12 protein-coding genes are annotated in these 12,997 nt (G+C 72.1%); 9 read left to right on the top strand and 3 right to left on the bottom strand.

Annotation, left to right across the window (positions count from 1 at the left end; translation table 11 throughout):
- Positions 1–5 precede the first annotated feature (5 nt).
- The 7 genes from AC06FE_RS07040 to fabG are packed head-to-tail and all read left to right on the top strand — an operon-like array spanning position 6 to position 6,119.
- Positions 6–728: a ketosynthase gene (locus tag AC06FE_RS07040; RefSeq protein WP_478072629.1), complete on the top strand. Its 723-nt coding sequence runs from the start codon at positions 6–8 to the stop codon at positions 726–728.
- Positions 729–778: 50 nt separating this feature from the next.
- A complete protein-coding gene (locus AC06FE_RS07035; RefSeq protein WP_192287075.1) occupies positions 779–1,075 on the top strand; it encodes a beta-hydroxyacyl-ACP dehydratase in 297 nt (98 codons plus the stop codon).
- Positions 1,072–2,040, top strand: coding sequence for an LpxL/LpxP family acyltransferase (locus AC06FE_RS07030; RefSeq protein ID WP_478072628.1), 969 nt, complete (start codon positions 1,072–1,074; stop codon positions 2,038–2,040). The genes AC06FE_RS07035 and AC06FE_RS07030 overlap by 4 nt, the downstream gene beginning before the upstream one ends.
- Entirely contained in the window at positions 1,952–2,605 is a 654-nt protein-coding gene (locus AC06FE_RS07025) for a LolA-related protein (protein ID WP_478072627.1), read from the top strand. The genes AC06FE_RS07030 and AC06FE_RS07025 overlap by 89 nt, the downstream gene beginning before the upstream one ends.
- Complete coding sequence (locus AC06FE_RS07020) at positions 2,581–4,941, top strand: MMPL family transporter (protein WP_478072626.1); 2,361 nt, start codon at positions 2,581–2,583, stop codon at positions 4,939–4,941. The genes AC06FE_RS07025 and AC06FE_RS07020 overlap by 25 nt, the downstream gene beginning before the upstream one ends.
- Positions 4,928–5,359 carry a hotdog family protein gene (locus AC06FE_RS07015; RefSeq protein WP_478072625.1) on the top strand — a complete coding sequence of 144 codons (432 nt, stop codon included), beginning with the start codon at positions 4,928–4,930 and terminating at the stop codon, positions 5,357–5,359. Before AC06FE_RS07020 ends, AC06FE_RS07015 begins: the two co-directional genes overlap by 14 nt.
- A 34-nt stretch (positions 5,360–5,393) precedes the next feature.
- Positions 5,394–6,119 carry a 3-oxoacyl-ACP reductase FabG gene (gene fabG / locus AC06FE_RS07010; RefSeq protein ID WP_478072624.1) on the top strand — a complete coding sequence of 242 codons (726 nt, stop codon included), beginning with the start codon at positions 5,394–5,396 and terminating at the stop codon, positions 6,117–6,119.
- Between the two features lie 11 nt (positions 6,120–6,130).
- On the opposite strand, the gene AC06FE_RS07005 is transcribed toward fabG, so the two are convergent.
- From AC06FE_RS07005 to AC06FE_RS06995, 3 genes are read right to left on the bottom strand one after another with little or no spacing between them, the layout of a single operon-like run.
- A complete protein-coding gene (locus AC06FE_RS07005; RefSeq protein ID WP_478072623.1) occupies positions 6,131–6,919 on the bottom strand; it encodes a glycosyltransferase family 2 protein in 789 nt (262 codons plus the stop codon).
- On the bottom strand, positions 6,912–7,709 hold the full coding sequence (locus tag AC06FE_RS07000) for a beta-ketoacyl synthase chain length factor (protein ID WP_478072622.1): 798 nt from the start codon (positions 7,707–7,709) through the stop codon (positions 6,912–6,914). Before AC06FE_RS07000 ends, AC06FE_RS07005 begins: the two co-directional genes overlap by 8 nt.
- Positions 7,709–8,911 (bottom strand): beta-ketoacyl-[acyl-carrier-protein] synthase family protein, encoded by a 1,203-nt coding sequence (locus AC06FE_RS06995; RefSeq protein WP_478072676.1) that lies wholly within the window; start codon positions 8,909–8,911, stop codon positions 7,709–7,711. The genes AC06FE_RS07000 and AC06FE_RS06995 overlap by 1 nt, the downstream gene beginning before the upstream one ends.
- Positions 8,912–9,154: 243 nt before the next feature.
- Between AC06FE_RS06995 and AC06FE_RS06990 the strand changes: the two genes are divergently transcribed.
- Positions 9,155–9,430 (top strand): YcgL domain-containing protein, encoded by a 276-nt coding sequence (locus AC06FE_RS06990; RefSeq protein ID WP_132863820.1) that lies wholly within the window; start codon positions 9,155–9,157, stop codon positions 9,428–9,430.
- Positions 9,423–12,761 (top strand): ankyrin repeat domain-containing protein, encoded by a 3,339-nt coding sequence (locus tag AC06FE_RS06985; RefSeq protein WP_478072621.1) that lies wholly within the window; start codon positions 9,423–9,425, stop codon positions 12,759–12,761. Before AC06FE_RS06990 ends, AC06FE_RS06985 begins: the two co-directional genes overlap by 8 nt.
- The last annotated feature ends 236 nt before the right edge of the window (positions 12,762–12,997 follow it).

Below are 12,997 nucleotides of genomic sequence, written 5' to 3'. Positions count from 1 at the left end.
GCACCATGAACCCGGCCAGCCATGAACCCGGCCACGGGCCGGTGGCGCTGGCACTGCGCGTGATCCTGCTGCTGGCCTACCCGGTGCTCTCGCACGTGGCCAGCCTGCGCAGCGAGGGGGCCTGGGCGGCGTTGGCGCTGTTCGGCCTGGTACTGCTGTGCCTGCTGGAGCCGCTGGCGCGGCGCCGCGCATCGGCGTGGCTGGCGCTGCTCACCTCCGGCCTGCTGCTGTACGGGGTGGGGGCCTCGCGCTGGGCCTGGATGCTGCTGCTGGCCCCGCCGGTGGTGTTCCCGCTGCTGGTGGCCTGGGGGTTTGCCCGCTCGCTGCTGCCCGGCCGGGTGCCGCTGATCGGCCGCATCGTGCAGGCCCTGTACCAGCGCGCCGGCATGCCGGTCACCGCGGTGCTGGAGCGCTACACGCGGCGGCTGACCGCGGCCTGGGCGGTGGTGTTGAGCCTGCTGGCGGCGATCAACCTGGGGCTGGCGATGAGCGCCGTCCCCGACGGGCTGCTGGCGGCCTTCGGCCTCCAGCCGTGGTGGCCGGTCACCCACGAGCAGTGGTCCTGGTGCGCCAACATCGCCGACTGGGGCCTGATCGGCGGCTTCTTCGCGCTGGAATACGCGGTGCGCTCGCGGCTGTTCCCCACGCGCCCCTACCGCAACGCGCTGGATTTCATGCGCCAGATGGGCCAGCTGGGGCCGGTGTTCTGGCGCGACCTGCTGCGCTGAGTGGCGGCCCTGTCGTTATCCTGTGCGGCCCGGCCCGTCGACTGGACGCCATGCAGTTCGTGATTGCCCCCGACCATCCCTGCCTGCCCGGCCATTTCCCGGGCCGGCCGCTGGTGCCGGGCGTGGTGGTGCTGGAACAGGTGCTGCAGGCCATCGCGCGCGACAGCGGGCGGGCACCGGCGGCGCTGCGGCTGCCGCAGGTCAAGTTCATGGCACCGCTGTTGCCGGGCGAGTGTGCGCGGGTGGAACTGGACGGGCAGGCGCCGCGCTGGAAGTTCCGCGTGCTGCGCGAGGACACCGTGCTGGTGCGTGGCGAGCTGGTGCTGGTTGACGAGGCCGTTGCATGAGTGGCGCCGACTGGAAGCAGCGCCCGGAAGGCGGTGGGCGCCGTGCCATCCGCCTGATCGGGCTGATCGCCCGGCGCGGCGGGCGTGGCATCGCCCGCGCCTGCCTGTACCCGATCACCGCCTACTTCTACTGCGTGCGCGGCAGCGAACGGCGCGCCTCGCGCGACTACCTGCAGCGGGCGCTGGGTCGGCCCGCGCACCGTTGGGACGTGGCCCGCCACATCCACACCTTCGCCGCGACCATCCTGGACCGGGTGTTCCTGCTGGCCGGGCGCACGCGGCTGTTCGACATCCGTACCGAAGGCACCGCGCAGCTGCTGGAGCAGATCGACCAGGGTCGCGGGGTACTGCTGTTCGGCTCGCACCTGGGCAGCTTCGACGCGTTGCGCGCGCTGTCGCGGCAGCGCCCGGACCTGAAGCTGCGGGTGCTGCTGGACATCTCGCACAACGCGGCCATCAGCGAGCTGCTGGCCGAGCTGGACCCGGCGCTGGCCGCCGGCATCATCGATGCCGGGCAGGACGGGCCGAGCATCGCGCTGGCCATCCAGCAGGCGCTGCAGGAGGGGGCGATGGTGTCGCTGCTGGTGGACCGCGCGCGTCCGGGCGAGGCCGTGGTCAAGGTGCCGCTGCTGGGCAGCCCGGCGCCATTCCCGGCCGCACCGTGGTTGCTGGCCAGCGTGCTGAAGGCGCCGGTGATGCTCGCTTTCGGCCTGTACCGCGGCGGCAATCGCTACGATCTGTGCTTCGAGCCGTTCGATGCGCGCGTGGACATCCCGCGCGCGCAGCGCGCAGACGTCCTCACCGCGCTTATCCAGCGTTACGTCGACAGGCTGGAGCATCACCTGCACGGTGCTCCCTACAACTGGTTCAACTTCTATGATTTCTGGCAAACCGAAACTCCGTCCCCGCCTGCTCGGCCTGCTGCTGGCGAGCCTGGCGACACCGGCGCTGGCCAGCGGGGTTGATGCCGGCTGGATCCTGCGCCAGCTCGCGCAGCCGGCGCCGAGCCAGACCGGCTTCGTCGAGCTGCGGGGTTCGGCCCTGCTGAAGGAGCCGCTGCGCGTGGAAGGCCAGTACCGTCGCCCGGATGCGGCCACGCTGGTCCGCCAGGTGCGCGTGCCCTATGCCGAGACCACCACGATCGCCAATGGCCAGGTCAGCATCGACCGCAGCGGCAAGCCGCCGCGCGTGTTCTCGCTGCAGCGGGTGCCCGAGCTGGCCGACCTGCAGGCCAGTTTCGGCGCGCTGTTGTCCGGCGACCTGGCAAGGCTGGAGCAGGCCTACCGGCTGCAGGCCTCCGGCAGCGCGCAGCAGTGGCAGCTGGTGCTGACGCCGCGCGCCGAGGCGCTGGCACGGCGTGTGCGCGCGGTGACGCTGCATGGCCAGGGCAAGGAGCTGCGCTGCATCGAGACCCAGCCGGCGCGCGGTGACCTGCAGCGCACGTTGCTGGGCAGTGCCGCCGCGGCGGCGGCCAACCTGCGCCAGGCCGACGCATTGGCCGCGCTGTGCCAGGCCGGTGGTGCGCGTTGAAGCTGACCGCGCCGCAACGCATCGGGCTGGCGATTGGCTGGCTGGTGTTGCTGGGCCTGCTGACGGCCTGGATCAGTTCGCGCATCCAGGTCAGCGGCGACCTGCGCAAGTTCATGCCCGATGCGCGCACCCCCGCGCAGAAGCTGCTGCTCGATGAACTGGGCGAAGGCCCGGGCGCGCGGTTGCTGTTGGTGGCATTGTCCGGGGCCAGCCCGGCACAGCTGGCCGCGCAGTCGCGCGAACTGCGCGCCACGCTGGCCGCCGACACGCAGTTCGAGCTGGTCGCCAATGGCGAGCAGGCCGGGCTGGAGGCTTTCCCCGAACACCTGTTGCCGTATCGCTACCTGATCCACGCGCTGCCGGCCGATGCGTTCTCCCGTGCCACGCTGGGCGATGAGCTGCAGGCGCGGTTGCAGGACCTGGGCTCGCCGGCCGGCGGCCTGATCGAACCGTTGCTGCCCTCCGACCCCACCCTGCAGCTCCTGCGCGTGGCCGAAGCGCTGCAACCGGCCACCGCGCCGCAACGCATCGACGAGGTCTGGTTCGACCACACCGGCACCCAGGCACTGCTGCTGGTGCAGACCCGCGCCGCCGGCTTCGACCCGGGCGCGCAACAGGCGGCGGTGGACGCGATCCAGGCAGCGTTCACGCACGCGGCCGGGACCAGCGGCAGCCGCATCGAGCTCAGCGGGCCGGGCGCGTTCTCGGTGAAGATCGGCAACCGCACCGCCAGGGAAGCCAGCACCATCGGCACGCTCGACACGATCGGCATGGTCCTGCTGCTGTGGCTGGCCTACCGTAGCTGGAAGATGCCGATCCTGGGCTTCCTGCCGTTGGCCAGCGCCGGCCTGGCCGGCCTGGCCGCGGTGGCACTGGGCTTTGATGGCGTGCATGGCATCACCATCGCCTTCGGCTTCACCCTGATCGGCGTGGTGCAGGACTACCCCATCCATTTCTTCAGCCATGAGCGCCCGGGGCGCTCGTCCTGGGACAACGTGCGCGCGCTGTGGCCAACCCTGGGCACCGGCGTGATCGCCACCTGCATCGCCTACCTGACCTTCCTGTTCTCCGGGGTGGAAGGGCTCAAGCAGTTGTCGGTGTTCACCATCACCGCCCTGGCCACCGCGGCGCTGGCCACCCGGTTCGTGCTGCCGGCGCTGGTCGACCCGGCCACGCGCGACTTCGCCGATTCCAGACCGCTGGCGCGGGTGTGGGCCTACACCCGGCACCTGCCACAGCCGCGCTGGTCGCTGCTGGCGCTGGCACTGCTGGCCGGCGCGGTGGTGTCGTGGGCGCCGGGCCCGTTCTGGCAGAACGACCTGGGCCGGCTGACCCCGGTCGACCCGCAGGACCTGCAGCGTGACGCCCAGTTGCGCAGCGAGCTGGGCGCGCCGGACGTGCGCTACGTGATCGCCCTGCGCGGCAATGACGTGCAGGCCGCGCTGGAGGCCAGCGAGCGCCTGCGCCCGGCACTGGATGCACTGGTCGACAGGGGTGCGCTGGAGCGCTACGACATGGCCGCGCGTTACCTGCCCAGCGCCGCCACCCAGCAGCAGCGGCAACGGCAGCTGCCGGACGCGGCCACGCTGCGCACCGCGCTGGCCGAAGCGGTCGCCGATACGCCGTTCCGCAGCGATGCGTTCGCGCCGTTCCTCGCCGATGTCGCACGTGCACGCGCCGCGCCGGCGCTGCAGCCGCAGGACCTGCAGGGCACGCCGCTGGCCACCGCCGTGGGCGGCCTGCTGGTGCAGGGGCAACAGCACAGCACCGCGTTGGTCTCGCTCAGTGGCCTGCACGATATCGCCGCGCTGGCCGCCGCCGCACGCGCCCAGGGCGGTGAGCTGCTGGACCTGAAGAACGCCTCCGAATCGCTGGTGGCCGATTACCGCGGGCGCGTGCTCGCCGCACTGGCCGTGGCGGTACTGCTGCTGTCGGCCACGGTGTGGGCGGCACTGCGCACGCCGCGCCGGGTGGTGCGGGTACTGCTGCCGATGGCGCTGAGCACGCTGCTGGTGCTGGCGGTGCTGCGTGGCCTGGGCGTGGAGCTGAACCTGTTCCACCTGATCGGGTTGATCCTGGCCGCCGGGCTGGGCCTGGATTACGGGCTGTTCTTCGAGCATGCCGGCGACAGCCACGCCGACCAGCTGCGCACGCTGCACGGCCTGCTGGTGTGCAGCGTGATGACGCTGCTGGTGTTCAGCCTGCTGGGCCTGTCCTCGATCCCGGTGCTGCGCGCGATCGGCAGCACGGTGGCGCTGGGCGTGGTGTGCAATTTCGTGTTGGCGCTGCTGGTGTCACGCCATCCACTGCAGGAGCAGGCCGATGATGGGGCGTGAGCAGATCCTGCAACTGGTGCCGCACCAGGGCCGGATGTGCCTGTGGGACGAGGTGCTGGACTGGTCTTCGCAGCAGATCAGGCTGCGTGCCTTCAATCACCGCGATCCCGCGCACCCGCTGCGCAACGGCGGGCAGCTGGGGGCGATCCACCTGTGCGAGTACGGTGCGCAGGCAATGGCCGTGCACGGTGGCCTGCGTGCACAGGCGCGTGGCGGTGCGGTGACCCCCGGCGTGCTGGTGGCACTGCGTGACGTGCAGCTGCACGTGGCCCGCATCGATGACCTGGATGGCCCGTTGCTGGCCCACGCGCAGGTGCTGGTCGAGGCCGATGGCAGCCAGCAGTACGCCTTCACCGTGCACCATGGCGAGCGGCTGCTGGCCGAAGGCCGTGCGGCGGTGATGCTGCGGTTGCCGTGATTCCCTTCTTACCTTTCTGCAGGAACCCCTACCCATGACCCAACGACGTGCTCTGGTAACCGGCGGCAGCGGTGACATCGGTGGCGCGATCTGCCGCCGGCTCGCCGCCGACGGCGTGCATGTCATCGTCCATGCCAACGCCAACCTGGCGCGCGCGCAGGCGGTGGTGGAGCAGATCCACGCCGATGGTGGCAGCGCGCAGGCAGTGGCCTTCGACGTGGTCGATAGCCAGGCGGTGGCGGCGGCGCTGGAGGCCCTGCTGGCCGATGGGCCGATCCAGATCGTGGTCAACAACGCCGGCATCCATGACGATGCGCCGATGGCCGGCATGGACGCGCAGCGCTGGAAGCGGGTGGTCGACGTCAGCCTGCACGGCTTCTTCCACGTCACCCAGCCGCTGCTGCTGCCGATGGCACGCACGCGCTGGGGTCGCATCGTCAGCGTGTCCTCGGTGGCGGCGGTGCTGGGCAACCGCGGCCAGAGCAATTACGCCGCGGCCAAGGCCGGCCTGCATGGCGCGACCCGTTCGCTGGCACGCGAGATGGCCAGCCGCGGCATCAGCGCCAACGTGGTCGCCCCGGGCGTGATCGAAGGCGAGATGGCCGCCGAGGCGTTCCCGCCGGAGATGATCAAGCAGGCGGTGCCGGCCGCGCGCGCCGGCAAGCCGGAGGAAGTGGCCGCGCTGGTGGCGTTCCTGTGCAGCGATGCGGCCGGCTACATCAACGGCCAGGTGATCGGCATCAATGGCGGCATGGGCTGAGGCCCGGCGGCTCAGTTGCGGCTGTCGGCGTCGTCGATCAGCGGCGGGTTGGCGCGGATGGTGCGGTACACGCGCCAGACGTGGCCATGGCGCAGCGCGAACAGCACGATGTGGCGGGTGATGCGGTACAGGTCCTGCAGCGGCCGGAAGTGGCTGGGGCGGAACTGTTCGTCGCTGCCGGCGCAGCGGTAACGCGAGTCGATGGGCACCGACACGCAGCGCGTGCCCAGTTGCCGCGCGGCGGAAATCAGCAGTTGCGCCTCGAACACGAAGCCCTCGGCGGGGATGTCGCGCAGCGCGATCACCTCGGCCGGATAGAAGCGTTGCCCGCTCTGGCTGTCGACCACCTGGTAATGGGTGCCCCAGGCGATGCCCCAGTCGCCGAAGGCGTTGGCCAGGCGCCGGTACAGCGGTTGCGCGGCGCGCTTGCGCAGGCGTGCGCCGATGATGATGCAGCCGGGGTGGCGGTTGGCGCAGGCCAGCAGGCGGGGCAGGTCGGTGGCGGCATGCTGGCCGTCGCCGTCCATGGTCAGCACGCCACGCAGGCCGCGCCGGGTGGCTTCCAGGAACCCGGTGCGCAGCGCGTCGCCCTTGCCGCGACGCTGGCGGTGGCGCAGCACGATGACCGGCAGGTCGGCGATGCGCTGGGTGGTGTCATCGTCCGAGCCGTCGTCCACCACGATCACGTGCGGGAACAGCGCCAGCGCGCCCTGCACGACCTCGCGGATGCGCAACGCCTCGTTGAGTGCCGGGATCAGTACCGCGACATCGTTCGGAGACAACGGCACGGGGTCATTCATGGCCCAGGCGGATCCTCAGCTGTTGCTGCCGACCGGACGGCAGCAGGACCTGTTCGCTTTCCATCGCCAGGGCTTCCAGCAGCGGCAGCATCGGCTGCATGGCATTGCCGTGCAGCAGCGCGGTGAGCGGACCGGGCGCGGCGTCGGCGACGGGGGCGTCGGCGCAGGCGTCCAGGTGGACGGTGAGCGACGGCAGGCCGGCGCAGGGAACCCGCGAGAGCACCAGCGCCGCGCCGAGCAGTCCTTCGCTGGGCGCCGGTTCGGCCAGCGGGCCGCTGGCGCTGCCGTCATAGGCCACCAGCAGCACCGCCTCCTCGCCGGCATGCAGCTGCACCAGCGCTTCCAGCAGGCCCTGGGCAAAGCTGTACGGCCCGGCGGTGATCGCGGTGGCCGGGACATGCGCGCCGGCGCCGATGGTCCAGTAGCCGGCCGCGGCGTTGTGCACCGAGTTGTGGAAGCGGGTGGGCGAGATCGCGCGCGGGTCGTCGGCCAGCGTGGCGCACATGTAGTCGGTGATCGACAGCTCGCCGTGGGTGGAGGTGAACACCGAGGACAGCGTATCCGGCGCGCGGTCGGCGGCCTGGCAGGCGGCCAGCGCCGCCTCCAGCGCCACCACCACGGTGCCCGGCGCGCGCCGGCGCTCGTTGGCGGCCAGCAGCTGCGGGGCCGGCCGTGCCGGCGGGGCGTCCGGGCGCTGCCCGGTGCGGACCCAGGCGCAGGCGCTGTCCCAGTCGGGCAGGCCGCTGCCCCAGAACCCGATGCCTTCCACGGTTGCCTGCAGCGCCTGCATCAGTGCGCCCTGCCGAAGACCAGCGAGCAGTTGTTGCCGCCGAAGCCGAAGGAATTGTTCATTGCGTAGTGGATGTCGGCCTGTGCATTGTCGAAACGGATCTGCGGGCCGCAGGCCGGGTCGGGGATCTCGCTGTTGAGCGTGCCGGGCAGCAGGCCGTGCTCCAGCGCCAGCAGCGCGAACACCGATTCGACGATGCCGGCCGCGCCCAGGGTGTGCCCGGTCCAGCCCTTGGTCGAGCTGGCGTGCAGGCTGTCCGGGAACAGCGCGGCCACCGCGGCGGCCTCCACGCTGTCGTTGGCCGGGGTCGAGGTGCCATGCAGGTTGAGGTAGCCGACCGCGGCCGGTTCGATGCCGGCGCGCTGCAGCGCGGCCTGCATCGCCAGGCGTGCGCCCAGCCCCTGCGGATGCGGCGCGGACATGTGGTGCGCATCGCTGGATTCGCCGTAGCCGCGCAGCTGCAGGCCGGTGCCCGGGCCGGCCCCGGCCCGTTCCAGCACGGCGAAGCCGCCGGCCTCGCCCAGCGACAGCCCGACCCGGCGCGCATCGAATGGCTGGCACGGCGTCGGCGCGACCAGCTGCAGGGCGTTGAAGCCGAACAGCACGCTGCCGCACAGGGTGTCCACGCCACCGACCAGGGCGGCGTCGGCCAGCCCGGCATCGATCAGGCGCGCGGCCTGGGCAAACACCTTGGCGCTGGACGAACAGGCCGTGGCCACGGTGACGCAGGGGCCCTGCAGGCCGGTGGCGGTCTGCACGAAGTCACCCAGCGAGTGCGGGGTGTGGATGCGCCGGCGGTAGCGCAGGTCCTGGGGGAAACGGGGCGTGCCGTCGGCATCGTCGACCAGCCGCGCATAGGCGTCCTCGGTGGCCCCGATGCTGGCGGTGGAGGTGCCCATCACCACCGCCACGCGCCCGGCACCGTGGCGCCCGACGACCTGCGCGACGGCGTCCAGCAGGCCGTCCTGCTGCAGCGCCAGCCAGGCCAGCGCGTTGTTGCGGCAGTCCAGCTCGGCCAGGTGGGCGGGCAGGGCGACGGCCTCCACGCCCTCGACGCGGCCGATCCAGCAGTCCAGCGGCGCGTTGCCGAAGTCGTTGCGGCGCAGTCCGCTGCGGCGTTCACGCAGCCCCTCGCGTTGTGCATCCCGGCCCGCGCCCAGCGCGGTGGTGGCGGTGTAGGCCAGGATGTCCAGGGCAGCGATGGGCGGGGTGGCAGCGATAGGCACGCGGGCTTCCAGGGGATCAACGGGGCGCGAGTATATAGACGCCCGCCCGGATACGAGCTGACGACGGCGGCCGGGAACGGTGCCGACCTGCACGTCGTTTTGATGAAAATGAATGCAATGGTTGCGCTAAATGCCCGACGTTTCAGGGATTACGCCTTTCAACAGCGCCCTATTTCCGACACAATCATTAGCTTCCCATGCAGGGCCAAGCCCGCTGGCATGCAAGCCTACGTCTATAAAAGCCAACGCAAGCAGGACACCTACGTCTACCTGGCCAAGCGTGATGATTTCGATGCGATCCCGGCCTCGCTGGGCGCAACGCTGGCCCCGTACACCTTCGTGCTCGAGGTTGCCCTGACCCCCGAACGTCGCCTGGCCCAGGTCGATGCCGCGCTGGTGCGCGCCAACCTGGCCGAGCGTGGTTTCCACCTGCAGCTCCCGCCGCAACCGCTGGCACCGGTGAAGATCGCCCGCATCGACGGCCGCGATGACTGAAACCCTGCGTACCCGTGCGGTCGCGATCGCCCTGGCGATCGGTGTGGTGCTGACCCTGCTCACCGGCTTCGGTGGCGTGGCCGCGGCACTGTGCGGCGTGCTGGCACAGCCGGCCTACGCGCTGGCGGTGTCCTGGTGGCGGCGCAGCCGCACCGTGGCACCGTCGCTGGCCCTGTTCAAGCGTGAACTGCCCGGCCTGCTCGGCCTGTGGGCCGGTGGCGCGGCGATGGTCGCGGTGCTGGTGTCCTGGCCGCTGGCGGCGCTGCATGACAGCGGCAGCCTGGCCGCGGTGCTGGCGCTGAGCGTGGCGGTCAGCGTGGCGGTGCTGGCGCTGTGGCGCACCTGGCCGTTGTGGCACGCGATGGAGCGCGAGGACAGCTCGCTGCGCACGCAGTGGAACGCCCTAGCCGGGCGCGGCCTGGATTCCTGGCAGGGGCTGGGCGCGGCGGCGATCCTGGTGGCGCTGTGCGCGGCCATCGTCGCACCGGCCTGGCCGGGCCTGCTGCCGACCTCCCTGCGTTGGCCGCTGGCCATCGCCAGCGCGGTGCTGGCACCGCTGCTGCACCACCTGCTGCAGGCCATGCAGGTCGCATCGCCGGCCGCCGTGGCCGAGGCACGGGTGGAACGGCGCACCGACGTCGAGCTGTTCGCCGAGGCCGCCGCCACGCCGGCACCGCTGGAACCGATCGCGCAGGACGAGCTGGTCCCGCAGTTGTTCGATGCCGCCCGTGGCGGCCGCGTCGACCGCGCGCTGCAGCTGCTGGATGCCGGTGCCGACCCGCACGCCGAGCCGCCGGCCGATTCGCGCGACCAGCGCAGCCTGGTGGTGCTGGCCGCGGTACTGCCGGACCTGCGCCTGCTGCGTGCGCTGATCAGCCGCGGCGTCGGCGTCAACCAGAGCCATCGCGGCATGACCCCGCTGCTGGCGGCGACCCGCGACAGCTGGCACGGCCGTCCCGAGGCGGTGATGACGCTGTTGGCCAACGGCGCCGACCCGCGCGCCACCGATGCCGAGGGTAACACCCCGCTGCACCACGCCGCGCGCAGCTCGGACCCGGGCGTGGCCGCGCTGCTGCGCGATGCCGCCGCCGAGATCGACGCGCTGAACAACGATGGCCACAGCCCGCTGGCGGTGGCCTGCCAGTCCGGCAACTGGCGCCTGGCCAAGTTCCTGTTGGAGCGCGGTGCCAAGGTCGAGCCGGTCGATGGCGTGCCGGTGCTGGTCGCCGCCGCGGCCACCGATGACGACGACCCGGCCGGCGTGCAGCTGCTGCTCAAGCACAAGGCGCGGCTGGACGCGCGCGACCGCCAGCGCCGTAGCGCGCTGCACGAGTCGGCGCTGGCCGGCCATGTCGATATCGTCGAAACCCTGCTCAACGCCGGCGCCAACGTCGAGCCGCGTGATGCCAACGGCCGCACGCCCTGGCTGGACGCGGCCTCGCAGGGCCATGCCGGGGTGCTGGAACGCCTGCTCGCCCACCAGCCCGACGTCAGTGCGGTCGATGGCGACGGCAGCAACGCGGTGCTGTTGGCCTGCCGCGCCGAACACGTGTCCGCGGCGCTGGTCCGGCGCCTGCTGGACCTGGGCATTGCCGCCGACGTGGCCGGCAATGATGGACGCCGTGCCATCGACCACGCCGCCGCCGCCGGCCGCTGGAGCATCGTCTCGCTGCTGGACCCCGGCTACCCGTTGCCGGCCGCGGTCAGCGATGCCGCCGCCTCCGGCGACGCCAGCCAGGGCGAGGTGTCGCCGGTGCTCAACGACCGCGCGCCGTTGGCGCTGCTGCGCGAGGCGCTGGTGTTCGGCAACGTCGACGGCATGGCGCCGCTGGCCAAGCTGTGTTCGGCCGACGAACTGGGCGGCCTGCTGCATGACCCGGAGCTGGTGCTGCAACCGCGCGTGGTGGATTGGCTGCTGGGTGCCGGTGCGCGCCCGGACGTGCTCGACGCCTGCGGCGACACGCCGATGTTCGCGTTGCTTTCGCGCGGCGTGGACGCGGTGCCGACCCTGCAGGTGCTGCTCAGGCACGGGGTCTCGCCGGCCGGTCGCGGTGGCCTGACCCGCCTGCTCGCGGCCTGCGTGCAGCATGACCACGCCTCGCGTGGCACCGAACAATTCGCCGTGGAACTGCTGGAGCGCGGTGCCGACCCGTTCGGCGCGTCGCCGGCCGGTGACCCGGCGCTGTCCCTGGCCGTGCGCCTGGGCTGGCTGAAGCTGCAGCTGTGGCTGCTGGCCAATGGCGTGGACCGCGAAGCCCGTGACAGCCACGGCATGACCGCCCTGCACCTGGCCACCGCGCTGGCCCGCGAGGCCTCGCTGAAGCAGCTGCTGCTGCAGGGTGCCTCGCCGGATGCACGTGCCGCCGATGGCCAGACCCCGCTGGGCGTGGCGCTGTCCAGCGGCCGCCGTGACCTGGCCGACTGGCTGGACTGGCGCGGCTGGGCCTTGCCGCTGCGTGCGCTGCGCGAGGCCGACGTGCCGGCCGCGGCGATGGCCGGCGATGCCGATGCCGTGCGCCGCCTGATCAACCTGGGGTTCGCGGTCGACGCCGTCGATGCGCAGGGCTGCACCGGCCTGCTGCGTGCGGCCGGCGGTGGCCACGCGGCGGTGGTCGACCTGCTGCTGGCACGCGGAGCCGACCCGCAGCATGCCGCGGCCAGTGGTGCGACGCCGCTGTCGGCGGCGGTGAGCATGCGCCAGACCGCCATCGTCACCGCGCTGCTGGCGGCCGGTGCCAAGCTGGAACATCGCCTGCCCGGTGGCGTGACGGTGCTGATGCTGGCCGCCGCGCTGGGCCTGCCGGACATCGTCGCGCGGCTGCTGACCGCCGGTGCCGACGTGCATGCCGGCGACGACCAGCAGTTGGCGCCGCTGCACTGCGCGGCGCTGTATGGCTTCACCTCGCGCGACCGCACCCGCCTGCTGGCCCTGCTGGACACGCTGCTGCTGGCCGGCGCCGAGCCGGACCAGGCCTCGGCTGGCACGGTCACGCCGCTGCTGCTGCTGTTGGGTGCGCGCGCCGAACCGGGTACTGCCTGCGACGAGCACGTGGTGCTGGCCGCGGTCGAGCGCCTGCTCGACGAGGACGTGGCGCTGGACGTGCGCGACCCGCGCGGCTTCGGCCCGCTGCACCTGGCCGCGCTGCATGGCCTGCCCCTGCTGGTGCAGCGCCTGCTGCGTGCCGGCGCGGATCCGGACATGCGCGATGCGATCAACCGCAGCCCGCGCGACATCGCGATCATGCGCGGTTTCGTCGACGTGGCCGGCGAGTTCGAGCCGGCGGTGCCGGGCGTCTCGTCGATGGCGCGGTTCCTGCGCGATCGCGGATGAGATGCGTGGTGTCCTGCAACAAGAAGCCCGGCGTGATGCCGGGCTTTTTGTTTGCGCGGTGAAGCGCGGACCCCTCCCCAACCCTCCCCTGCTGCGCAAGGGAGGGGGCAGAAACGGGCGTGCCGCGATCTGACCGTTCAAGTAGAACCGCCCCCTCCCTTTGCCGCAGGCAAGGGGAGGGTTGGGGAGGGGTAGCTGTTGCTCTTGCCCCCTTCCTTGCGCAGCAGGGGAGGGCC

The organism is Stenotrophomonas sp. Steno-C18, from assembly GCF_056393195.1.
Note: the sequence above shows the minus strand (reverse complement) of the source record. Positions and strands in the feature narration are given on the sequence as shown.

Bases quoted from the DNA above. Each gene is read 5' to 3' on its own strand.
- AC06FE_RS07040 (WP_478072629.1), top strand. From the start codon at position 6: ATGAACCCGGCCAGCCATGAACCCGGCCACGGGCCGGTGGCGCTGGCA.
- AC06FE_RS07035 (WP_192287075.1), top strand. From the start codon at position 779: ATGCAGTTCGTGATTGCCCCCGACCATCCCTGCCTGCCCGGCCATTTC.
- AC06FE_RS07030 (WP_478072628.1), top strand. From the start codon at position 1,072: ATGAGTGGCGCCGACTGGAAGCAGCGCCCGGAAGGCGGTGGGCGCCGT.
- AC06FE_RS07025 (WP_478072627.1), top strand. From the start codon at position 1,952: ATGATTTCTGGCAAACCGAAACTCCGTCCCCGCCTGCTCGGCCTGCTG.
- AC06FE_RS07015 (WP_478072625.1), top strand. From the start codon at position 4,928: ATGATGGGGCGTGAGCAGATCCTGCAACTGGTGCCGCACCAGGGCCGG.
- fabG (WP_478072624.1), top strand. From the start codon at position 5,394: ATGACCCAACGACGTGCTCTGGTAACCGGCGGCAGCGGTGACATCGGT.
- AC06FE_RS07005 (WP_478072623.1), bottom strand. From the start codon at position 6,919: ATGAATGACCCCGTGCCGTTGTCTCCGAACGATGTCGCGGTACTGATC.
- AC06FE_RS07000 (WP_478072622.1), bottom strand. From the start codon at position 7,709: ATGCAGGCGCTGCAGGCAACCGTGGAAGGCATCGGGTTCTGGGGCAGC.
- AC06FE_RS06990 (WP_132863820.1), top strand. From the start codon at position 9,155: ATGCAAGCCTACGTCTATAAAAGCCAACGCAAGCAGGACACCTACGTC.
- AC06FE_RS06985 (WP_478072621.1), top strand. From the start codon at position 9,423: ATGACTGAAACCCTGCGTACCCGTGCGGTCGCGATCGCCCTGGCGATC.